Annotated in this window: 16 protein-coding genes and 1 pseudogene; 11 read left to right on the top strand and 6 right to left on the bottom strand. The window is 28.6% G+C overall.

Annotation, left to right across the window (positions count from 1 at the left end; all coding sequences use genetic code 11):
* Window positions 1-9: 9 nt before the first annotated feature.
* From MHN29_RS09225 to MHN29_RS09215, 3 genes are all read left to right on the top strand, one after another.
* Window positions 10-879 (top strand): alpha/beta fold hydrolase, encoded by an 870-nt coding sequence (locus tag MHN29_RS09225; protein ID WP_235274890.1) that lies wholly within the window; start codon window positions 10-12, stop codon window positions 877-879.
* 25 nt (window positions 880-904) lie between these two features.
* Window positions 905-1,768: an AraC family transcriptional regulator gene (locus MHN29_RS09220; protein WP_235274891.1), complete on the top strand. Its 864-nt coding sequence runs from the start codon at window positions 905-907 to the stop codon at window positions 1,766-1,768.
* Between the two features lie 80 nt (window positions 1,769-1,848).
* Window positions 1,849-2,835 carry a zinc-binding alcohol dehydrogenase family protein gene (locus tag MHN29_RS09215; protein WP_235274892.1) on the top strand — a complete coding sequence of 329 codons (987 nt, stop codon included), beginning with the start codon at window positions 1,849-1,851 and terminating at the stop codon, window positions 2,833-2,835.
* A 91-nt stretch (window positions 2,836-2,926) separates the two neighbouring features.
* On the opposite strand, the gene MHN29_RS09210 is transcribed toward MHN29_RS09215, so the two are convergent.
* The 5 genes from MHN29_RS09210 to MHN29_RS09190 all read right to left on the bottom strand — a co-directional run bounded on the left by MHN29_RS09210 (window position 2,927) and on the right by MHN29_RS09190 (window position 10,441).
* Window positions 2,927-4,045: a type 1 glutamine amidotransferase domain-containing protein gene (locus MHN29_RS09210; RefSeq protein ID WP_235274893.1), complete on the bottom strand. Its 1,119-nt coding sequence runs from the start codon at window positions 4,043-4,045 to the stop codon at window positions 2,927-2,929.
* An 89-nt stretch (window positions 4,046-4,134) separates the two neighbouring features.
* Entirely contained in the window at window positions 4,135-5,565 is a 1,431-nt protein-coding gene (locus MHN29_RS09205) for a serine hydrolase (RefSeq protein ID WP_235274894.1), read from the bottom strand.
* Window positions 5,566-5,980: 415 nt separating this feature from the next.
* Entirely contained in the window at window positions 5,981-8,269 is a 2,289-nt protein-coding gene (locus tag MHN29_RS09200) for a M28 family peptidase (RefSeq protein ID WP_235274895.1), read from the bottom strand.
* 291 nt (window positions 8,270-8,560) lie between these two features.
* A complete protein-coding gene (locus tag MHN29_RS09195; protein ID WP_235274896.1) occupies window positions 8,561-9,391 on the bottom strand; it encodes a head GIN domain-containing protein in 831 nt (276 codons plus the stop codon).
* Window positions 9,392-9,592: 201 nt separating this feature from the next.
* Window positions 9,593-10,441 carry a LytTR family DNA-binding domain-containing protein gene (locus MHN29_RS09190; RefSeq protein WP_235274897.1) on the bottom strand — a complete coding sequence of 283 codons (849 nt, stop codon included), beginning with the start codon at window positions 10,439-10,441 and terminating at the stop codon, window positions 9,593-9,595.
* 1,031 nt (window positions 10,442-11,472) lie between these two features.
* On the opposite strand from MHN29_RS09190, the gene MHN29_RS09185 reads away from it, so the two are divergent.
* From MHN29_RS09185 to MHN29_RS09160, 6 genes are all read left to right on the top strand, one after another.
* Entirely contained in the window at window positions 11,473-12,018 is a 546-nt protein-coding gene (locus MHN29_RS09185; RefSeq protein WP_235274898.1) for an AraC family transcriptional regulator, read from the top strand.
* Between the two features lie 228 nt (window positions 12,019-12,246).
* Window positions 12,247-13,347, top strand: a complete 1,101-nt coding sequence (locus tag MHN29_RS09180) for a DUF2911 domain-containing protein (RefSeq protein ID WP_235274899.1) — start codon at window positions 12,247-12,249, stop codon at window positions 13,345-13,347.
* Window positions 13,348-13,471: 124 nt separating this feature from the next.
* Complete coding sequence (locus MHN29_RS09175; protein WP_235274900.1) at window positions 13,472-14,845, top strand: serine aminopeptidase domain-containing protein; 1,374 nt, start codon at window positions 13,472-13,474, stop codon at window positions 14,843-14,845.
* A gap of 4 nt (window positions 14,846-14,849) precedes the next feature.
* On the top strand, window positions 14,850-16,376 hold the full coding sequence (locus MHN29_RS09170) for a hypothetical protein (RefSeq protein ID WP_235274901.1): 1,527 nt from the start codon (window positions 14,850-14,852) through the stop codon (window positions 16,374-16,376).
* A gap of 17 nt (window positions 16,377-16,393) precedes the next feature.
* Window positions 16,394-17,092: a serine protease gene (locus tag MHN29_RS09165; RefSeq protein WP_235274902.1), complete on the top strand. Its 699-nt coding sequence runs from the start codon at window positions 16,394-16,396 to the stop codon at window positions 17,090-17,092.
* A 9-nt stretch (window positions 17,093-17,101) separates the two neighbouring features.
* The gene (locus tag MHN29_RS09160) at window positions 17,102-18,673 is read left to right on the top strand and encodes a DUF885 domain-containing protein (protein ID WP_235274903.1); all 1,572 of its coding nucleotides are present in this window, start codon (window positions 17,102-17,104) and stop codon (window positions 18,671-18,673) included.
* Between the two features lie 125 nt (window positions 18,674-18,798).
* Here the strand turns inward: MHN29_RS09160 and mnmE are convergent, their stop codons facing one another.
* Window positions 18,799-20,193 (bottom strand): tRNA uridine-5-carboxymethylaminomethyl(34) synthesis GTPase MnmE, encoded by a 1,395-nt coding sequence (gene mnmE, locus MHN29_RS09155; RefSeq protein ID WP_235274904.1) that lies wholly within the window; start codon window positions 20,191-20,193, stop codon window positions 18,799-18,801.
* A 379-nt stretch (window positions 20,194-20,572) separates the two neighbouring features.
* On the opposite strand from mnmE, the gene MHN29_RS09150 reads away from it, so the two are divergent.
* Together MHN29_RS09150 and MHN29_RS09145 are read left to right on the top strand one after the other, a co-directional pair.
* The gene (locus MHN29_RS09150) at window positions 20,573-21,043 is read left to right on the top strand and encodes a hypothetical protein (protein ID WP_235274905.1); all 471 of its coding nucleotides are present in this window, start codon (window positions 20,573-20,575) and stop codon (window positions 21,041-21,043) included.
* 28 nt (window positions 21,044-21,071) lie between these two features.
* A pseudogene (locus MHN29_RS09145) lies at window positions 21,072-23,371 on the top strand (DUF11 domain-containing protein); the annotation flags it as partial.

Raw genomic sequence — 23,371 nt, 5'->3', positions numbered from 1 at the left:
TATAATAACATGACAGGAAATATTATAGATAACTTAAGGTATATATGGAAGTCTCCTCCAAAATTTGGAGAAGACTTTTTTTATTTAAATACAGATTATGGTAAGATTAGAGTACTTGATACAAAAGGGAATCTTCCAGTTATCATTAATGTTCCAGATGGACCAAATGTTATAGAACATCAGTTTCATTTGATTAAAAGTTTGTCTAAAGATTATAGGGTAATATGCTTTGAGTATCCAGGGTTGGGATTTTCATTTCCAAATAATAAGTATGATTATTCATTTGAAAGTGGTGCCAATTTATTGAATCAAGTGATGAAAATACTGAAGCTAGAAAAAGTTTCATTGTTATTTTCATGTTCAAATGGTTACTATGCAATACAAGCAGCTATGAAAAACCCCGATAAGTTTAATCATATATTCTTATCCCAAACACCATCAACAGAAGGATTATTAAAATGGACAGAAAAGTCTATTCCAAGTTTAATTAAAACACCATTTTTAGGACAACTAACTAATGCTTTTTATGCAAAGAAATTTGCTGGCATTTGGTATAAATATGCATTGCCAAAAGAGAGTTTACATCAACTAAATTTTACAGAAATAGCCCAAACATCCATACATAAAGGAGGATGTTTTTGCCTTTCATCTTTGGTACAAGGATTAAAAAAAGATAGTAATACTTTATTGAAATTAAACGAAGTACCAACAACGTTAGTTTGGGGATCATCAGATTTTACACATCGTAAAACGGATAAAACATCAATTAAAAGTCATATTAATAATTGTGAAATAATAGAATTCAAAGATTGTGGACATTTTCCAGAGTTAGAAAGAACAAATGATTATGTAAAATTGATAAAGGAAAGAATAATGTAATAAAGAATATTCAAGTCAGTAAAAAATGATAAGAACAATAAATAACATAGCAGAATTGTATGATTTTATTGGCCTAAAACGTATTCCTTGTCATGAACATTTTGATATTTTAACTCATCAAGATACATATCCAGATGTTCACAAAATGGTTTCAGCACACAGAAGGAATTTTTGCTCAATTATTTATTTAGAGAATCAGCAAGATGGAGAAATGCATATCAACCAAGATGTGCATTCAAACTTAAAAGATGTTTTATTTTTTCAATCATCACAACATATTTTCAGTTTTGTAAGAGGAAATGAAATGAAAGGTTTTATACTTTTTTTTAAGCCAGAATTCTTATTACCACAGATTAAAGATGTAGTAGATGAATATTCATTTTTTAATAGCTTTCAAAATAATATATATCATTTAGATAGCAATGAAAAAGAAGAAATTGAAGAGTTGTTTAAAATGATAAAGAAGGAAAAAGAAAATCAAGAATTGAGTAAATATTTACTGTTAGCATTATTGGAGAAAAGTAAATTAATTCAACAAAAACATCAAGCTATAGAAAAAACTATTTCGTCTGAAATTCAATTAGTAAATTCATTTAAAAGACTAGTTAGAAATCATTTTATACAAGAAAAATCAGTTAGTTTTTATGCACAAAAATTAAACCTAACAGCCAATTATTTGAATGATAGAATAAAGAAGTATACAGGTAAAACAGCGAAAGAACATATTACTAATAGAATATTGTTGGAAGCAAAGAATATGTTATTGTATACAGATATGGACGTTGCAGAAATTAGTTTTATTTTACAATTTAATGAACCTTCATATTTTGGTAAATTTTTTAAAAAACACACACAAACTACACCAAAATTATTTAGAGTAAATCAGTAAAAAGTACCATTATAACCTTTTTTTGTATTAGAGTGTTTTTCAATACGTAAACTACTTTTGTATTATAATTTTTTATATAGATGAAAGCAGTTCAAATTACAAAAACAGGTGGAGTAGAGGTATTAGAATATAAAGAAGTAAGTTGCCCAAAACCACAGAAAGGTCAAGTATTAGTAAAAGTACATGCAGCACCAGTAAATTTTATAGACACAATCATAAGAGAAGGTAATATGCCTCCTGGAATGATGCCAGAGTTACCATTTATACCGGGCGTAGAAGGAACAGGTATAATTGAAGATGCTAATAATACTGATTTAAAAAAAGGGAGTAAAGTCGCTTTTTTAGGAGTTATAGGTTCTTCAGTATATGCAGAATATGCATTAGTAGATGCAGATAAATTGATTGTTCTAAATGATAATGCCGATTTGTTAAAGGCTGCAGTATTGCCAGTAAACTATTTTACAGCTTACCATATGTTAAAGAATGTAGCTAAAGTAGAAGCAGGAAAAACTGTTTTGATTTATGCAGCATCAGGAGGAGTTGGAACAGCGTTAGTACAAATTTCAAAATTGTTAAATCTAACTATTATTGCATTAGAACGTAGAGACGAAAAAGTAAAAAATGCTTTGAGTATGGGAGCTAATTATGCATTTAATACTTCAAATGAGAATTGGAAAGAGCAAGTAAAAAGTACTATTGGAGAAAATAGTATTGATTATGTGTTTAATCCGGTAGTTGGAGATACTATTAAAGACGATTTAGAATTATTAGCACCATTAGGACATATCGTAATTTTTGGATTCTTAGCAGGACTAGGAAACTTTAACTTAATGGAAGAAAGTGTAAAATATTTTGGAAAAGCACCTTCAATTTCATTTTCTGAAATCTATGCTACATTCACTAATAGATATGATATGGTCGACAGTGCTATGAAAGAGCTATTTCAATGGTTAGCTGAAGATAAAATCAGTCCTATTTATGAAACTATGCCTTTAAAAGAAGCAAAATTAGCTCATGAAAAATTACAGGCAGGTTTGGTAAAAGGAAAGTTGTTACTAAGAGTATAGAATAGTTGCCCTTGTAAGTGTATTTTAGAAATGATAAAAAAGTAACCTTTTTGATAATTCAAATAGGTTACTTTTCATATGAATTATATAATTAATTTAGGTCTTTTAATAATTTCTCAGCTTGTTTTTTTACTAAGTTTTTAGCTATTAAATTATTTAAAATGTTCTTTGCTTTAATTTTGTTATCTAATTTAACATAAGTCTGAGCAACTAGTAATTGTAGATTCTCATTAAAAAAGTGAGGAGAGGTTAATTCTACCAATTCTATTCCTTTTGCCAGTTGTTCTTTATTGTTTTCAGCAGCTAAAATTTTATAATATCCATAAACAGCAATGATTTGAATATCATAGCTAGCTTTATTTTTTGCTAACTCATTCTCTGCCCATTTAAAAGTTTTACGTTTATCTAAAAGATCCTGAATTAAATACACGCTTTTTTCATCTTTATATAAAGTTCTTTTAACAGGAGTTAATCCTAATGCTTTTACAACAGCTTCAGCTGATTTTGTTGTTGAAAAAGGGTTTTGACCAGTAATAAATTTTCCGGATAGAGCTACTTCTGATAGCATAAAATCCGTTTGTTTAAAAATAGCTCCTCTTGAAATTAATTTATCTTCTAAACTAAAAGGGAATTCTTTTACCCATTTTTTACCGAATAGACCTTCTTCTACGTTACAAAACCCTGTCATTTCAACACCCTTGATAATATATTCATCATTATTTTTAATATTTACAAAAGATGCGGGACCATGACAAACAGAAGAAATAACAGTTTTATCTCTTTTATAAAGGTTTAATACAATGTCTTGAAGAGAAGGATCGAAGGGCAAATCGAACATAGCGCCTTTGCCACCAATAATATAAATAGCATCATAATTTTCAGGATTTATACTAGCTGTGGTTTTAGTATTTTCTAATAAACTTAAAGCAGTTTTATCTTCTAAAATAGCTTTGTTATACGGTTTTTCTTTATTGAATTTGTCAGCTTCAACTTTTCCACCTTTTGGGCTAGCTAAGTCTATAGTTAAATTGTTGTTTTTAAAGATTAGATAGGCCTGTGAGAATTCGTCAAATTCATAACCAGGTCTAGTTGCTCCTAAATCTTTCCCATAGCTACTTACCACCATAAGTAACTTTTTTTGTTTTTTATTTAATTGTGAAAATAGACTAACTGGTATTAAGAATAGAGCAATAATTATTAATTTTTTCATGTTTTAAAATTTTATTAGTTAAAATCTTAACTCTTTTAGTTAGTATAGTTGGTTTTTAATGTTGAGTTTTAATTGATTGTATTTCTCTATTAGCTTAAGTTACTTTTAAACCTTAAGTAAGGAGGCTCAGTAGAAGTTTTATGAATATTAGGGCCTCTATAATACATTACTTTGCCTAAAATTGTATTGTTATGAAAGTCAATTTCAGTATACAAAACACCGTCAGGGTGTATTAAGGCATATATGTTTTTTCTCTTTAGATAGATTAATTTATATATTTCTTCATTTTTTTCTTTAGAGTTAATAGTAAGTTTATCATTTTTACCATCTAGTTCTAAAAAACCATCTCTTTTTACCCATTTTCCTCGAACATCTTCTTCAACAATTAGTTTAAATTTTCCTTTAGGTTGTTTGTAAACCATTGGCTTGGTTAAGTAGGGAATAGCCAAAGTATGAGCAGTTTCTTCTATAGCCCAAAGGCGTAAAGCATTGGTCATTAAAGCAATGCTTACTTTTTGATTAGGAAAACTACTAACAATACAACGAGTTCCTTCCCCAGCACCATCTTGTTCAAATACTTTTCTATCAGCCATATCCCAATTATTATCCCAACCAATTCCTTCTCGAATTGTTTCACCAGAATTTAATTTTTGAGCTTCATAAAAAGTATCAACAATATCTTTTTTTATATAGCCATTATTATAAGCGTTTACTAATTTTAGTAAGTCTGTTGGTGTAGAAATCAAAGCAGCTCCTGCTAAACTATAGCTGTAGTTTTTAGGTTTTTCAATTTCTAAAAAATGAGCTCCCTCTTTTTTAGCATCAAAATTATATAGTTTGGTCATTTTTTTGGTTGCTTCTATACCCGTAGAAGTCATTTTTAGAGGCTTGAAAATTTCATTGTCAAGTAAGGTTAGAAAATCTTTATTAGAAGCTTTTTCCATAACCAAAGAGAGCAATGTATATGCATGAATACTATATTTATATTTATCTCCAGGTTTATGTAAAAGAGGAATATGAGAAAAGACGCTCACAGCATCTTTAACACTAGTATAGTAACGATTTTCTAATTGATCATTTTTAGAATAATGCCCCATACCAGAAAGTCCCGTTGCAAGTTGTTTTACAGTGAATTGGTATTCTTTTTTGGGATAGTTTGATAAAAATTTTTGAGCTAAGTCATTAAAATTGATGCTTTTTTTCTCAACTAGCTTTGCTAGAGCAGTGGTAGTAATAGCCCTAGACAAGCTACCAGCTCTGAATTGTGTTTTTGGAGTAACTTTTTTCTTAGTTTTTAAATCAGAATAACCAAAACCTTCGGAGTAAACAATACTATTATCTTTACTTATTGCTACTGAAATACCAGGAGGAGTAGTGGGGAGCTTAGTAAGTTCAGTTACTATTTGATGTACTAGTTCGTTTGCTTCCTTTTGATCTGCATTTATTTCTTGAGCAGTTATTTTAAATATACTTGATAGCGTAACAACCAACAATAAGATTGAGGTAGTTTTATTTTTCATAAATGAGGTTTTATAAAGAGTTTAATTACAAAGTAAACTTAAACTGTAAAGCATTATCATTATGAAATAATAGATAAAGAGCAGTAGCTCATATATAAAGAGTTGTTTTTAGTAGACTAAAAACTTACATCTATTTCCCAATACAGAAAGTAATAGACTCAATGAAATATGGGTTTGTGGGACTTTCAGGTAGAGTGTAATATTTTCTTTTGTTTGTATTTATTTCTTGAGCAGTTATTTTAAATATACTTGATAGAGCAACGCTCCACAACAAGATAGAATTTGTTATATTATTCATAAATGAGATTTATAAATAGGTTAATTACAAAGTAAACTAAAAAAAAGCGTGAACTATTTAAACAAGTTCACACTCTCATAATTAGATTTTTATGTAATTTTTTTAAAGGTAATAATTTTAAAATTCAATTTTCTTAATCAAAACAATTGCATCAACCACATCGTTTGGATAAGAGTTAGTCATCATGTAATTCTTTCTTGGTTCTATTTTGAAATTAGGATTTTTGAGTAAATCATAAGATATTTCACTTAAGTTTATAATTGGTTTATCATTGGGTAAAACTGAAAGTTGAATATTTAAAATAGAATCTTTATAAGCAAAATTATATTCACCTATCCACTTTCTCTTTTTAGTATTTATAACGTAGTCTTTCTCTTTTTGCTTTTCTAAGTTGAAACCATTTATTTTAAGGCTTTTGATAATGAAGTTGTTTTTAGCGTATAATTCTATTTTATTAGCATTACGATGGCTTTTTATTGAAAAATCAATAAATCTTTTATTATCAATAATGGTATCCTTATTTATTTTAATACTTGGTTGTACTATTGGTTTTACTTCTGTTTCAGTATAAAATTTGTAATAAAATTTATCATTTTTTTCGATATTCTTAGCGAAGAATTGTGAGGTGAATTCATCTAAGGTATTGTCAAAACTCCCCCAAAAAGCTTTATTCGTATTAGTATTTAAAATATAGTTAATACTATTTGGTTTCTTTCTATCTAAAGTATACGATGATTGAAATGATGCTGTAATAAAAGTAATAATAGCAATAATAAAGAATACCCTATCTAGTTTAAATATTTTGAGTTTCGAAAGAATAGGAGTTAATATTCCAAATAATAAAACAAGAATAACAATTCCAGCAACTAGCATATCTAAACCTAAACCAACAGGAAACATTTTTATAGATGGAGTAAAAATTATTAAAATAGGAATTGATAGTAAAGTAATTAATAATAATTTATTTTCCTCCTTAATTTTAAAGAAAAATAATACAATAAAATTTAATAAACCAGAATATACTGCTAAAATGAAATAAGAACCTCCTTTTAAATAAAATGCAGTTCCAATACTTATTAGTAACCATATGAATATAGGAGCAATTACAAGATTTTCAGATATGTTTTTTTCAAAGTATTTATTGTAAACAAAAAAGCATATAGCTAGAGTTAATGCTACAAATGCAACAATATAAGTGTAGCCATTATATGTAAATCCTTGTTTAATATCGTTGTATTGTGGATGAATAATTTTAAGTAGTTCCCAACCAAATTTTGTAAGAATAGAAGAACCAATCAAAACAATTAAAAATGGGATAAAACCTTTTAAACTCTTTTTAGTACTTATTTTTTTCATTTTAATTCCATAACCAATTACCCCAATAAATAATAGAAGAACTAGAGTTAGTATAGGAATAACCCAAGAGAAAGGGTAATAAATAACACCAAATAAAGGAAAGTTAAAATAGACATAATCTTCTTCAGAATTCAAGTTATTTAAATCAGCATTAGCAAAATGATGTAATAAAGGCATTAAGTATGTACCTTGATGTTCTAATGATTCTCGATCCATACGCTCAAAATTATCTTGGGGTGTGTGATAATCGAAATGATCCCCGATAAAAGCAAAACTCATTCCATTAATATTTGTTCCTTCTCTAAAAGCTGATAAATCAGTAGAGTTGGGTAGCATTTTAGAAATGGTATACATCAATGAATTGGCAACAGGATACTTAGGATGCGCTTTCTGGAATTCTTTAATAACATTTTTATTTCCTCCGTTAGTTTCTATAAGCATATAACTCGGTCCACCAGAACCTCTTGATTCAAAAACTAAAATCATGCCCACTTCCTCATCAATATTATGGGTCTGTGCATAAGCAGTGGCTCCTAATAAACCTAATTCTTCACCATCCGTAATCAAGATAATAATATCATTTTTAGGCTGTTTTCCAGTGGTAAGAAAGGCTCTTATCCCTTCTATAATTGTAACAATCCCACTTCCAGCATCGCTAGTTCCAATGGCAGATCTTGTATCAGAATCATAATGTGTGCTAAGCATTAAAGCTTTAGTACTATCTGTACCTTTTATTTTCGCAATAATGTTACTAGTTTTTGCACCTACATTATAATTTTTGGAAAAAATTTCTTGTGTTTCAATTTCTACTTGAAGTCCTAATTGTTCAAATTCAGAGACAATGAATTCTCTTACATTTATATGTTCTTTAGACCCTAGATAATGAGCTTCTTTAGAAATTTCTTTAAGAGGTTTTAATGCACGTTCTGTTGAAAATTTAGTTAAAGGAGTTGAAGCGTCTGAGACTTTATGAGGCATTAATGAGTAATAACTATAAGAAACTGTTAGAACTATAATTATTAGATATAATAAAGGGAAATATTTTTTCATATTATATACGTTATAAATTAAATTTAAGTTTGATGAGAGAAGAGTTAGAATTTATAATAGTTCTTTACAATAAAAGCCTAAAGACTTCAGTATACCAATCAGTTCATTACTGATATTAAATTCGGATTCAATTCTTAAAATATTATCACAATCTTCAAAATCAAAATTTATTTTTGTTATTTCATTAATGGATGACAATACTTTAAGAATTTTTTGTTCCTCTGTTTCTTGTATATTAGTTTTAAAAATGAATACCATTTTTAGCCAATTTTATTAAAATTCTATAGTAATTTAATTGGCATCAATTATTTGACCATAACCACTAATGTTTTGATTAATAATAGGATATCCCTTGTAACTTATATTTCCACTGCCACTTAAAGTTGCATTTAAAGTATCATTAACAGTTACTTTTGCATAACCAGAGCCTGAAGAAGTAATAGTACAAGTGTTTGCTTTTATATTAAACCCATTATAATTACCATCACCTATAAGGTTAAGGGTTAATATTTGTACTAATGTACCTGCTTCAGTGATATTTAAGCTACCACTACCACTAAGACGAATCTTTAATTCATTTAAAGTTGTAATAGTTTTGTTTAAGTTAGCGTTTATATCACCACTTGATTGAAAATCGATAGAAGTTATTCCTTCAAATTCATTTAAATTTAATTGACCACTACCGCTTAATGAGATATTAAGTGAATTGTTTTGATTAGTAAAATTATTAACTATTATATTCCCAGAGCCACTTAATTCTAACTTATCAATTTTTGGAACAGTAATATTTATAGTTAATTCATTGTAATTATAACTGCAGTTTCCTTCAAAACCAATAGTCCAAAAATTATTAATAACAGATGTTGATAGATCCGTTATAATATTTGACTGACCAACAACTTCTACTATTTGAGCAGTTCCTTGTGTGATATTTACATTTCCAGTTAAAGATAAATTAATTCCACTAAAATAGGGTAAGTCTAAAGTTTTTGTAACAATTGCACCTTCTCCTGTTATAGTACAATTATTATTTATATCACCGATATCATCATTATTATTGCAAGAGGTTAAGACTAAGATTAAAAGTAGTGCAGATGCTAAAATCAATTTCTTATAAATCATAATTTTGCTTGTTTTAATTTGTATTTTGATAAAAACATATTTCTAATGAGCCTATGTTTTTTCTTCTGATTTTTAAATTTTGAGCAAAACTATTGGAAAATGAAGATGTTAAATATAATTTGTGATTGTTATCAAGCTTTTGTGATGAAAGGCATTATTATTTATGATTGACAAGAGTTTGTGACTAAAAACAAAGTAGATTTATTCCTTTTTTACTTTCTTATTAAAAGAAGGGATAATATTTCTCGCTACAGGAACTTCTTCTTCACAAGAAGATAATTGAAGTTTGTATCCTTGTGCATTACCAGAAACCTTTTCAATGAAATTTAAATTTACAATGTATGATCGATGTGTTTTAAAAATGTTAGGATACTGTTTTAAAGCATTTATAAGCTCTTTTAAAGTCATACGCTTTAAAATATAGTTTTTTTCCTCACCTTTTAAATGTAATTCGACATAATTTCCAACGGCCTTAGCATATAAGAAATCATTTATATTTAAAACAAATTCTTCACTTTTTACTTTAGGACTTACTAAAACAGTTTGTGTTTGGTTGTTTTTATTAGAGTTTAAAGAATAACTTAATTCATGAGCTGTTCCAATATTCCTTGAGTTTAATCTATTATAGTTAAAAGAAATAACGATAATGATTAATAATGACCCTATTAAAAATGTATGCTCTATATCAGTAATAAAAAAATACAATGACCAATTGTCAGAGAGATCATAAATAATATCTCGAATTAGAAATTGAATTATTCCTACTAAAAGAAGAAATATAGCAATTAAAACTATTTCTTTTTTGATATTCCAACCATTTTCACTTGGAAAAGCGAATTTTAAAAATGATAAAAGCGAAATTATAATTACAGGGATGAAAGAGCGAATTATAACGATCCAGAAATAATCCATTTTATACACAGGATCATAAGTTGTTACAAAAGGCTCATAAAAATAGAGAAAAAGAAATGTTACAATAAATATCAAGAAAGAAACAACCTTTAAAGATTTTCCTTTATAATAGAAAGGATATGGTTTTGATAAAAACATTAATATTTTATTGTAGAATTCTATCATAAATTATGATAATATGTATTTTTATTTCTCTTAATAACAAATGTATTGAAATGAAAATGTTTTTCATAAAACTATTAAATAATTAATAGGCATAAAATTCAGAGAAATTATATAATATTTTTTAGAAAATTTGTACTTGAATTAAATAAGTAAATCTATTTCCCAATACAGAAAATAATAATATTAGTTAAATAAATGAGACTTAAAGATAAAATTCAATTATCTTATATCTTCCTATAGGTGGAAGATTTTGTTTTCTTTTGTTAGGTTCTTTGAAAAAAACAAATAATAAAAAATCACAAATATTATTAGTCCAAATGACATCTCTTTTTTATATCATATTTCTTATCCGTTTACATGTAACTATGGAGGATAAGGTTTTGGTTAATGAATATTTTATTAAGAACAATTAACTTTATTTTAAGCTTTGAATTCACGATATTTACCAAAAAAAACAGAGAAACATAGAGTTTTTACAAGGAATAACGGTATTTAATTTTTTACTTTTTTCAATTATCATATGGTATTTTAGAAAAAAGTTAGACATTTCGGTTTATGTTTTTTCATTCTTTTTGTTAGGAAAAGGAATAACCTTACTGAGTAATCTAATTATTACAAGAACAATTTTTCCAGAAAGTAAAGTTGTTTTTCTAGCAGGTATCTTTCTTAATTCATTTCTGTTTTTTTATGCCCCCATTTTATATCTTTTTGCTTTAAGTATTATTAAAGGAAGTATCTCAATAAAAAAACATGTCATTCATTTTATACCTTTTGCAATATTTTTGGTATTGAATATATTACTGGTTCTTCTGTTTCTTTTGAAACGGGATAGTGAAGTAACTTCAAGCATTTTATGGCTTAGAAATTCTTTTGACAAACTGTATTTCGTGCAAGTTATTGCCTATACGTTTATTTCTTTTTGGGTGATATACAAGCATAAGAGCGACAACCTAAGGTTTGTAAAAATTTCCAAATGGCTAAAACAAACTTTAGTTTTCTTTATTATGATTTGGTTGATGTTTCTTATCGGTTCGTTAATGGAAAGCTTACCGAAAATTTCTTATACCTTTACATTTATAGGAATATTACTATTGTTGGGATTGTCTAATATTACTTTATTTCAACTATTAAATCATCCAGAGTTTTTCTATAACAACCTAATGGTAAAACTCCGAAAGGAAACTGTCAATTCTAAAATCAATAAGGAAAACTATAACAAGCTTTGTGATTTGTTGGTAGAGGAAAAACTCTATAAAAAATCCGATTTAAAGATCGGTGATTTATCAGATGCTTTAGGAGAATCTGCGCGAAACATTTCAATTTTAATAAACACATTTTATAAAGGTAATTTTTACGACTTTATTAATTTCTATAGAATAGAAGAAGCAAAATCTCTTTTAAAAAATGGAGACGAAGAAATGACAATCCTAACCATTTTATATGAATCTGGATTTAATAGTAAGTCTGTTTTTAATTCTGTTTTTAAAAAGACTGTTGGTCAAACACCATCTAATTACAGAAAGAATTATATTTCTACTATGTACGGATAATCTTCACTACTTATAACTTTCCTTTCTGCTGATGTAGATAATTTTTGTTAAATCACTCTTAAAAGTAAGTACTAATTTCTGTTTTTACAGGTATTAGGACGACTCAACACGCTTTAAAAATTAGGTTTGTACAAGATTTACTATTTCATTCTATCTAACATAGAAAGCCTTGAATAGTTCTTCTCAATTTTAAAATTAATTATAAATAAAGTTAAATACACAAAAGAAATGAAAAAGTTCATAGCTTTACTATTTGCAGCATTTTTAATGCAGAATTTAATGGCACAATTTCACACCTTAAATATGCCGCAAGGGAGTCCGAGAGTTAAAGAAACCCAAAAATTAGGAATAACCGAGATTACATTAGATTATGGAAGTCCTGCATTACGTAATAGGGATGTTTGGAACAATCCTAATATTATACCACAAGGAGGAAACCCTATAGCTTGGAGAGCTGGAGCCAATATGGCTACAACTATTGAATTCACAACTGATGTGTTAGTTGAAGGGCAGTCGTTAAAAGCAGGCATTTATGGGGTTCATATTATTCCTGATAATGACACATATACTTTATTATTTGCTCATAATCACAATCAATGGGGTAGTTATTACTTAGATAAAGATAAGGATGTAAGCTTAAAAGTAACTGTAAAACCTGAGTCTTGCGCAAAGTCAGAACAGCTAGATTATGAATTCTTAAACAGAACTGAAAACTCATTGGTTATTGGATTAGAATGGGGTGAAAAACGAATTCCATTTAAAGTTGAAGTTGATTTAAATAAAACTGTTGTAGAAAGCTTTAGAAATGAACTACGAGGTATTAATACTTACCATTGGCAAGCATGGAATGATGCTGCTTTATGGTGTTTAAATCACAATACCAATTTAGAAGAAGCTTTACAATGGGCAAACCGTTCCATAAATGGTGGATATGGTGGTTTCGCGGCTGATAAGAATTTAACGAATATGTCAACTAAGATAAGATTGTTAAGAAAACTAAATAAAACTGAAGAAGCTAAAACTACCATTGCAGAAGCAAAGGAAATAAACGCGAATTTATATGAGGCAAATGGTTTTAGTAGGTTTTTAATTCAAAATGGTTTATATCAGGATGCATTAGAGTACTGCAATAACTTACTTGAATTAAACCCTAATACATGGTTTTTAGAGTTGAATAGAGGTATAAGCCAATATTTTTTGAATAATAAGAAAGCAGCGTTAAAAGATATCAGAAAAGTACTAAAAATAGCACCAGAACAATTTCAATCCAGATTGAACGAAATTATAAAAGAGGTTGAAACGGGAACATACAAATTACCCAGAAATTAATATAGTTATTCAAAATTAAATCGGAAGTGACTAAAATAGAGAAGGTTGATGTTTTCTTCATTTAATAGTTTGAGTTCCTTCTCATTTTCTCATTTTTTAATATTTAATAAAACCAAAGTAAAAAATGAAAACAAGATACATAAGTCTAATAATTATAATGTTATTGGTACAGAATATTTTAGAAGCACAAACCTTAAAAAGAAAAGGTCTTCTAGGTATCACTATGCAAACATTAAATGATAGTATAGTTAAACAAGAAAATTTAAAAATCAACTCTGGAGTACTAATTAATACTGTAATGCCGAACTCAACCTTCTTTAATTTAGGAGTCAAGGAAGGTGATGTACTTTCTAAGTTAAATGGAGTATCAGTAACAACCGTTCAAGATGTTTTAGCAATTACTAGATTGCTTTATGAGGGTGATAAAATCGAAGCTGATTATTATTCAGAAAATAAAAGAAAGAAAAAGACTACATCTTTATTAGGTAAACCAATTGAAGTCTTTAAAAATGCTAATGTTAAATATAGTGAGGTTGTATATCAAGACAATGCGCTAAGAACCATTTTGGTTACTCCAAAAATTATAAAAAATCCACCAGTTGTATATTTTTTACAAGGCTACACATGTGGCTCTGTAGAGACAGTTTCGGACCAGTACCCTATGAAAAAATTAATGAATGATTGGTTAGAAGCAGGGTTTGCTATTTACCGTATTGAAAAGCCTGGAGTTGGAGATAGTAAAAGTAAAAAACATTGTATGCAAATAAGTTTTAATGAAGAATTAAAGGCGTTTCAAGAAGGTTATAAAGATTTGCTAAAACAAAAATCTATTGATACTAATAACATCTTTATGTTTGGGCATTCTATGGGAGGTGTCATCGCACCACTTTTAAACGAACTTAAATCACCACGTGGTATTGTAACCTACGGAAGTATTGCTCAAAATTGGTATGATTATATGGTAGATTTATATACTATTCAACCTAAGCATTTTGGAGTATCTGATGAACAGATCAAGGAAGATAACAAAATTAACTTAAAATTTAACAAGGACTTTTTAATCAATAAACTATCAGGTGAAGAAATATTGGCTAACAAATCTTATGCAGACTTTTTCAGTGCAAACATCACTAATTTTAAACAAAATCAATACATAGGTCGTCATTTCGATTTTTGGCAAAACTTATCTGATGTAGATATTCCTAGAGCATGGTCAAAAGTAAAAACCAAAGTTTTAGCAATGCATGGTGAATTTGATATTCAGGCTATAAGTCCAAAAGGAGCCAAAAGAATAGCAGAAATAGTAAATAGCAATGGGGGTAAAGGGGATTTTATTTTGATTAATAAAGCAGACCATGGCTTTGTAAACTTCAATTCGATGCAGCATAATGTTGAAACTCTTGGTAGTGGTAACTATTTAAGCCACGCCATAAATAATTACAGTACAGATTTAGGAAAAGAAACTGTAAAGTGGATGAAATCTAAACTCGAAAAGTAGATTAATGAGAAAAATATTACTATTTACCTGTTACTTACTATTTTCTTACTCTGGAAATTCACAAGAGATAAACCTACAAATTGAAAAAAAGTTATGGCAAGAAGACTTTAAATATTTAAAACAAAGAGTTGAGAAAATCGCACCTATGTATCAATATGAAGCAGTCAAAAAAAACTTCAATTCAGTTCATAACGACCTATTGACTTTAGATTTTAATGGTTATGAAGCAATGTTTAGTATTCAAAAATTAATGAACACTCTAAATGACGAAGGTTGTAATGTGCCACTATTTCAAAAAGGGCTTGAATTACAAGTTTTACCTATTAAAACTTATTGGTTTTCAAATGGTTTGTATGTTTTAGATGCTACAAATAATTATAAGGAAATTATTGATAAACAAGTAATTAAAATCAATAATACTCCTATTGAAAAAGTGTTTGAAAAGCTAAAAATTTTCCTAAATGCTGATAGTCTATATTATAAAAAACACCTTTTTCAGGTGTATGGATTTATGCCCTCTATACTTAAGACAGTAGGTTTAGGAATTAACGACAACGAAGTAAAACTAGAGTTTGCATCAGGGAAAACAACACTTATAAAAAGTGAATCAATTAATGAATATGTAAAATTAAATAGAAAATTACCAAACGATGAGTTTTTTAGTTACACTAATAAAAATTATAAAGGAAAGAACTATTGGTTGGATTTTATACCAAATACTAAAACCCTATTTGTACAGCTACAAGCAGTTGTAAATAATAAAGAAGAATATTCGTTTTCTAATTTTATCGATAAAATAGAAGAAAATATAACTTCCAATAAAACTGATAAAATTATTATTGATGTTAGATATGGGGGAGGTGGAAACGGCTTTAAATTAAAACGATTAACAGATTTATTAAGAGTTTCCAAAGCGATTAATAAAGAAGGTCATTTATTTGTATTAACAAGTAAAGCAACAAGAGGAGCTCTATTAGAATTGGTATCAATTTTAAATCTAAATACTAAGGCAATTCTTGTAGGAGAACCAACAGCAGAAGGCGTAAATACCGTTGGAGACATTAAATACATTACTTTACCAAACTCTGGTTTAAAAGTATCGATTACTCATACATTGTGGGCGACTAGTTGGAAACAGGATTCTAATAAAACATTGCTGCCACATTTAAAAGTTAATTATTCTTTTACTGACAAAAAAGCAAACATTGACCCTTGGATTAAGGCAACAGAAGCTTATTCAATAGAGGCTAAGAAGAAACCTATTCCTAAAGAATTAAGAAAGCAACTTGAAGGTAAATATAAAGTTGAAAAAAGAAAACTACGTATTAGAGAGACAGACGGAAAATTGTATTTAAAAATGTCTAGACGAATAAGAAGTTTTTTTGAAATCAGTACTGAATTATATTATCAGTCAGAAGGCATTCTTTCTACAGATATTGAAAATGTTTTTCTTAAATACAGTAAAAATTCCTCAGGAAAGATAAAAATTGAAACTATAAAATGGAATAACTTAAATCTAAAAGTTGAATAATTATTTATATTAATATTATGAAGTCTTTAAAAAAAATATTTTTTGTTTGTACACTAATAACATTTACAAATGTTTTTGCTCAAATAGATTCTGTTCTAGTCTGTAAAGCTGAATTTAAAAATTCAAAGTTTGATAACGCTCATGCAGGAAGTGGTTTTTTACTTCGTTACAAAAGTAAAATCTATGCCATAACTGCAAAACACGTATTGTTCTTTGCAAAAACAAATCGTATGAAAAACATCAGTTTTGGTAACGAACTAAAAGCTTGGACGCTCTATTCTAAAGAAAGTAAAAATAAAATTACAGTCGGAAAGCTTATTAATGAAAATACGGATGAAGCTATTACAATGCCACCTAAAGGAGATTGGTTAATCTTTGGAGTTAACAGTGTAATACCAAAAAATATAGCAGTATATACACTTCGAGATTCACCTATAAAAAAAGGAGAGAAGCTTTATTTTTTAGGCTATTCATATGATAAAGAAAAACCAATTAGAGTAAAAGGAACATTTATTAATTACACTAAAGAAGGTAGTTTAAGTTTAAATGTACCAAAAGGTAATTATGGAGGGTGTAGTGGTGGACCTGTTTTAGATACACATGGTAAATTGGTTGGTATTGTTTCAATGGGGTATTTTAATCAAAAGAAACAGAAATATGTTTTTGAACCAGCTTCTTTGAGTTATTTCAAAAATGTAATTAATAACAACAAATAAATCATCAATATGAAATTTTTAATAAGTCAAAAAGAAAAGCTTTTTATAATTTCAAAGAAGGATAAAAAACTAAATTCTATAAAAAGTATATTCTTATCCTTAATAGTACTAATTTCTTTTACAGGATGTACAAACAATAATTTCTCATTTTTACAATTTGAAAAAACTACTACTCCACAGGTTTTAGTAAAAAGAAGCCTCTCTACCGACTTTTTGGAATGGAACAGTGTATTTGTGTCTTCTACGAATGAACTATACTATACCAAAAATCAAAAAACTGGTTCAGTAATTAAAAAGTTTACTGTGTCTGATGGAGGTTTTATAAATGAATCAACAATTGGTTTTTCACAACGTCAACAATTTAACAGGGTTAAAAACGATTTTTTAAAGCAATATCCCTTATTAAGAATTCCAAACTTGCAAATTAACTATGTGAATACATTAAATAGCATAAAGAGTAAAGACAGCATTGCGATTCAAAAACTATTTTTCACTAAACTGAAAGAGAAATTAAAAGAAATAGATGAGTCTAAACTAACCGATAATCAAAAAGTCGACTATAATATACTTAGCTATGAAACTGAATTAAACTTAGAAAGAATTGAACTTGAAAAACAATGGAATTATAACTCAAGACTGGATGATTCTAAAAGTATTTTTACAGTACAAGATGGAAAGCAATGGTATGCATATTTATTAAAGCGTTGGGTAGATAAAGAAGTGTCTACAGAAGAGTTATATAAGTTTGGTTTAGCCGAAATAGAAAAGGTCAAGTTACATATGAAAAGGCTACAAGAAGCATCGGGTTTATCAAAATCAAATTTCAAGACATACTTAAGCAATGATGAGTTCTTTTTTAAAAATCCAGATGATGTAAAAACTGCTTTTGTTAATATTAAAAAGAAGGTTGCTGTAAAGGTTGATAAAATGTTTCCTTATATAAATGACATTTCAGACGTAAGAATTGAAAGAGGCACCAATACTTCACTATCGCAAGTTCCAGCATACTATAACAATAGTACATTTTATTTCAATTTTTTTGAAGAATCATTTAATAAAAGACAATTAGGTTGGTTTTATATTCATGAAGCAATTCCAGGTCATCATTATCAGTTTATGGTTAATAATATTGTTAAAAGAACAGAAATTCAAAATCTGTTTTGGTATCCAGGTTTTGCTGAAGGTTGGGGAGCATATGTAGAATATTTAGGTAATGAATTAGGAGTATACGAAACTATATATGACGAATATGGTAAATGGGAGTGGGATTTAATTCGTTCAGTTAGAGTAGCTTTAGACATAGCCATTAATTATTATGGATGGTCCGATCAAAAAGCTTTAGAATTTTGGAAACAACACATCAAGGATCAAGATGATATTGGAATACGAGAAATTAATAGAATGAAACGTTGGCCAGCTCAAGTAATTACATATAAGTATGGAGCCAGTTTATTTTTAGAATTTCTTGAAAAAGCTAAAAGAGATAAAAATTTTAACTTCAAAAAGTTTCACAAAGAAATCATTAAAAATGGAGATATTCCTTTATCAATTCTTAAAACATTGACATATAAAATTAACTGATTAAAGATGTTAGATGAAATCTTAATTATCAAAAATTAGTATTTATTACAATGGTTTCCTAAACTTTATTAATTAGTTCGAATATTAAATAATATTGTAGAATCACTAAAATTAGCAAAAAGCATTTATTTCCCGATACAGAAATTACCAAAAATATGTCCAAGAATGTCTTTATCAACATCATATTCACCGGTAATGTTACCTAAATGACGAAGACACTCACGAATATCTATAGCAAATAAATCAGAAGAAATATCTAATTCGATACCATTTTTAACAGATTCAATACTCTCTAAAGCTAAGGTAAGCGCTTCAAAGTGACGAGAGTTGGTAACAATAGTTTCGTTATTACTTAAAGCACCAGTATTTACTAAAGAAGTTAGTTCGGCAGTGAGCTCATTAATACCAGTTTTTTGTTTAGCAGAAAGTAAAATCACATTTTCAATTTCAGATGCTAAAACAGCAGAATCATGACATGAAAGAGTATCAATTTTATTAGCAATAACTAACAAACGTTTGTTTGGAAAACGCTCTTTAATAGCTTCAATTTCTTCTAAGAATAAATCACTTGAATGTATGTATTTATTAGAATCAATTAAGAAAATAATTAATTGAGCATTTTCGGCTTTTTCATAAGCTTTTTTAATACCAATATTTTCAACAACATCTTCTGTTTCTCTAATTCCAGCAGTATCAATAAAACGGAAAGCAACACCATTAATAATCATTTCATCTTCAATTGCATCACGAGTAGTTCCTGCAATATCAGAAACAATAGCTTTCTCTTCGTTTAATAAAGAATTTAATAAGGTAGATTTACCTACATTAGGTTCACCAATGATAGCAACAGGAATTCCATTTTTCATAGCATTACCAAAGGCAAAAGAATCAATAAGACGCTTTAAAACAAAGGTGATTTTTGAAACCAATTCTTTAAATTTGGTTCTGTCAGCAAACTCTACATCTTCACCAGAAAAATCAAGTTCTAATTCAATTAAAGCAGCAAAATCTAATAATTTGGCACGTAAATCTTTTAGTTCATTCGTAATTCCACCACGCATTTGCTGAATAGCCATTTGATGACTAGCAGCCGAATTAGAAGCAATTACATCAGCAACAGCTTCAGCCTGACTCAAATCCATTTTACCGTTTAAAAAGGCACGCATGGTAAACTCACCATTATCAGCCATTCTACAACCATTTTTTAGGAATAATTGTATAATTTCTTGCTGAATAAAACTAGAGCCATGACATGAAATTTCAACGACATTTTCACCAGTGTAAGAGTTAGGATTCTTAAAAATAGATACTAAAACTTGGTCAAGAATAACTCCATTATTTACAATATGACCTAAATGTAAAGTATGAGATTTTTGAGAAAGTAGAGATTTATTCTTTTTTACAGATTGAAAAAAAGCATCTACAATTTCAATAGATTTTTCACCAGAAAGTCTTATAACGGCAATAGCTCCAACCCCAGATGGCGTAGCCATAGCAATAATAGTATCGTTTTGAATCATAATGCAAAATTACCTATTAAGAAGCAAAAAATATAAAATCTTTAATGAATTTTTCTATTTAAAAAAGGAGAGGGGGAAAACCCCTTTTTTTTCATACATCGTTTTTTTTAACAAAAAGATATCCTATATTTGATATAATCGTTTTTAAAAACTTACGAAAACGTTAACCTCTCAAAATTAATACTATTACCCAATTAGTATTAGTTTTTCCTCCCTATATAATTTTAAGAATTTATTTTACTATTACTCAAAAACAGTAATACGTTGTTTACGTGCAATACGTATACCCTTTTACACCCTCTTTTTACCCTAATTAATACCTATTTCTAAATAGTTAGAATTAGTGTGTTGTACAATATTATAACATAAAAAAGAATGTATGGTTTATAAAATTACGTTAACAATATGCTTATTAATAACAACAATATTTCAAGGGATATCTCAAAATTTAGTAGAGTTATCTGTAAAAGAATATAGTCAAAAAGCAGATTACGAAAAAGAACATATACATAAGTTGCAAATAAAAAATAATGGCTTAACTAAAGCTAGTTATCAAGTTAACTTAACCAATGTTCTTTGTAAAAAGAAGAATACTGTAATTACAGAATTTGATTACTCATTGTATGATGAAAATATGAATCCAATTCGTAATGAGATAACAGTAGATATAAATGAAATAAAAACATTTTATTTAAAAATAACCAAGCCAAATAACTTAAATCTTGGTAAGTGGAGTTGTACGCAATTAGAAATATCTGAAGTATCAAATCCAAACGCATTTAGAAGGGCAACCGCCTTAGATAAAATTACCTTAAAATCATATATACCAAACCCAAGTAGCGATAACTAATAAGTTTTTGCTATAAAACTGTTTACTTATGAAAAAAATTACTCACATAATTTTATTGTTTTTTGGGCTGGTCTTTTTACTTGGTTCAGAAGAATTGAAAGCTCAGGTAAAGCAGAGTTTTCAACCTAGATTTTCAGAAGCAGTAAATGGAAACGTAACATTAATAGCTAACAATGTTTTATCTAGACATGAAAGCAATAACTATAACGGAAATGATGGAAATCATGATTTTACAAACAATGTATTTGTAGATATTGATAATGATAATACTACATTCAATTCAAGTAATGCAAACTTTGTAAATCCAGAACCATCAATTAGTTGTTTAAGTATTAAAAAAGCATATTTATACTGGGCAGCAGCAGATTTAGAAGAAGATGATCCAGATGATGAACCAGATTGGGATTATAATAAAGTAAAATTACAACTTCCAGGAAGTTCAACATATCAAACTATAACAGCAGATCAGGTTCTTTACAGAGGAAGAGATGAAATAGGACATTTTGTAAATGATCCATATATCTGTTTTAAAGACATAACAAACGATGTAAAAGGATTATCATCACCATACGGAACATACCAAATAGCAAATGTTAGGGCAAAAGAAGGAGAACTAGAATCTCATGGAGGAGGAAATACAGGTACATCAGGAGGTTGGCAAATAGTATTTGTATATGAAAGTCCAACAATGCCAGCGAAAAATATATCATTATTTGATGGTTATGCACATGTAACAAGTAGTGTAAATGAGTTTGAAATCGGATTTAGTGGTTTTCAAACTGTACCATCGGGTAATGTAAATGCAGATATTGTAATAGGTGCATTAGAAGGGGATAGAGATTTATCAGGAGATAAATTACAAATAAGAAATGTTAGTAATAACTGGGTAGATATATCGTATAGTTTACGTAGTGCTAATAACTTTTTTAATAGTAGAATAGGAAAAGATGGAACCGATTTTACTAATAGAAATCCAGCAAGTACTAATACATTAGGGTTTGATGCGGATGTATTTCCATTAAATAATTCAGGAAATTCAATTATTGATAATGATCAAACATCAGCAACAATTAGATTAACATCTAATCAAGAAACCTATGGTTTATTTTTAATAGGATTATCGGTAGATGTATGGAAGCCAGACTTAGCGCCATTAATTCTTACAAGTTCACCAACAACAGGTTCTTCTGTAAATGTAGGAGATACAGTTGACTTTTCTGTAGATGTAGAGAACAATGGAAATGATGATGTAAGAAATTTAAGTATAGAAGTAGATATACCACAAGAAGTAGAGTTAACACAACCTATAACAGGTTTACCTTCTGGTGTAACTTATACTTATAATAGTGGAACGAGAAAATTAACATTCAATGCTGTAAATGGAATAACAGATGTGGGAGATTCAGCATATACCCTAAATTATCAGGTAGTGGTAAAAGGGCAATGTTACTTTCTAGAAAATACTTGTTCAGATAAGTTTCAAATGCAAATGACTGCAAATTATATTGGTGAAGAAAATATGAATTCACAGACAACAGTAAGTTCTAATTCAGTAGATAGTTGTGGTATTGGAGATGAACAACCAAACACTATAAATATTAATCAGCCAAGTGAGGCTAGCTGGACAACAGTAGTAAATTCACTAGATAGAACTGTTTCATGTGAAGATTCAGTAGCTCTACAAGCAGCGCAGCAACTAATACCTGAGTTAAATTGTAATTTAGCAACAGTAAAAACATCAGGGAGTTTTGTTCCTTCAGTTGATTGTAGTACAAATGGAACATATACAAATACTTGGACGTTTACTGACGCTTGTGGAAGAGTAAGTGGAACATTTACACAAACAATTACGGTAGAAGATAACACGGCACCAGACTTTACAGTTCCAGCAAATACAACGATTTATGCCGCAGCCGATTGTACATATGATGCCAGTGTAGGAGTAACAGGAGATGTAACCGATGAGTCAGATAATTGTGATACAAGTTTAGAGGCTACTTTTAGTGATTCAGTAGCAGCAGGAAGTTGTGAAGGAGAACAAGTAATCACAAGAACATGGAGCTTAACCGATGATTGTGGAAATACCACAAGTAAAGTACAAACCATCACGGTAGAAGATAACACGGCACCAGACTTTACAGTTCCATCAAACACAACAATATATGCAGCAGCGGATTGTACATATGATGCAAGTGTAGGAGTAACAGGAGATGTAACAGATGAATCAGATAATTGTGATACAAGTTTAGAGGCTACTTTTAGTGATTCAGTAGCAGCAGGAAGCTGTGAAGGAGAACAAGTAATCACAAGAACATGGAGTTTAACCGA

It is taken from the genome of Tenacibaculum sp. Cn5-46 (genome assembly GCF_022347705.1).
Classification (GTDB): Bacteria; Bacteroidota; Bacteroidia; order Flavobacteriales; family Flavobacteriaceae; genus Polaribacter; species Polaribacter aiptasiae.
The sequence above is the reverse complement of the archived record's forward strand: the minus strand, read 5'-3'. Positions and strand labels throughout refer to the sequence as shown.

Bases quoted from the DNA above. Each gene is read 5' to 3' on its own strand.
- MHN29_RS09170 (WP_235274901.1), top strand. From the start codon at position 14,850: ATGAGAAAAATATTACTATTTACCTGTTACTTACTATTTTCTTACTCT.
- MHN29_RS09205 (WP_235274894.1), bottom strand. From the start codon at position 5,565: ATGAAAAATAAAACTACCTCAATCTTATTGTTGGTTGTTACGCTATCA.
- MHN29_RS09210 (WP_235274893.1), bottom strand. From the start codon at position 4,045: ATGAAAAAATTAATAATTATTGCTCTATTCTTAATACCAGTTAGTCTA.
- MHN29_RS09150 (WP_235274905.1), top strand. From the start codon at position 20,573: ATGGTTTATAAAATTACGTTAACAATATGCTTATTAATAACAACAATA.
- MHN29_RS09175 (WP_235274900.1), top strand. From the start codon at position 13,472: ATGAAAACAAGATACATAAGTCTAATAATTATAATGTTATTGGTACAG.
- MHN29_RS09180 (WP_235274899.1), top strand. From the start codon at position 12,247: ATGAAAAAGTTCATAGCTTTACTATTTGCAGCATTTTTAATGCAGAAT.
- MHN29_RS09215 (WP_235274892.1), top strand. From the start codon at position 1,849: ATGAAAGCAGTTCAAATTACAAAAACAGGTGGAGTAGAGGTATTAGAA.
- mnmE (WP_235274904.1), bottom strand. From the start codon at position 20,193: ATGATTCAAAACGATACTATTATTGCTATGGCTACGCCATCTGGGGTT.
- MHN29_RS09160 (WP_235274903.1), top strand. From the start codon at position 17,102: ATGAAATTTTTAATAAGTCAAAAAGAAAAGCTTTTTATAATTTCAAAG.
- MHN29_RS09195 (WP_235274896.1), bottom strand. From the start codon at position 9,391: ATGATTTATAAGAAATTGATTTTAGCATCTGCACTACTTTTAATCTTA.
- MHN29_RS09165 (WP_235274902.1), top strand. From the start codon at position 16,394: ATGAAGTCTTTAAAAAAAATATTTTTTGTTTGTACACTAATAACATTT.
- MHN29_RS09190 (WP_235274897.1), bottom strand. From the start codon at position 10,441: ATGTTTTTATCAAAACCATATCCTTTCTATTATAAAGGAAAATCTTTA.
- MHN29_RS09220 (WP_235274891.1), top strand. From the start codon at position 905: ATGATAAGAACAATAAATAACATAGCAGAATTGTATGATTTTATTGGC.
- MHN29_RS09200 (WP_235274895.1), bottom strand. From the start codon at position 8,269: ATGAAAAAATATTTCCCTTTATTATATCTAATAATTATAGTTCTAACA.
- MHN29_RS09225 (WP_235274890.1), top strand. From the start codon at position 10: ATGACAGGAAATATTATAGATAACTTAAGGTATATATGGAAGTCTCCT.
- MHN29_RS09185 (WP_235274898.1), top strand. From the start codon at position 11,473: ATGATTTGGTTGATGTTTCTTATCGGTTCGTTAATGGAAAGCTTACCG.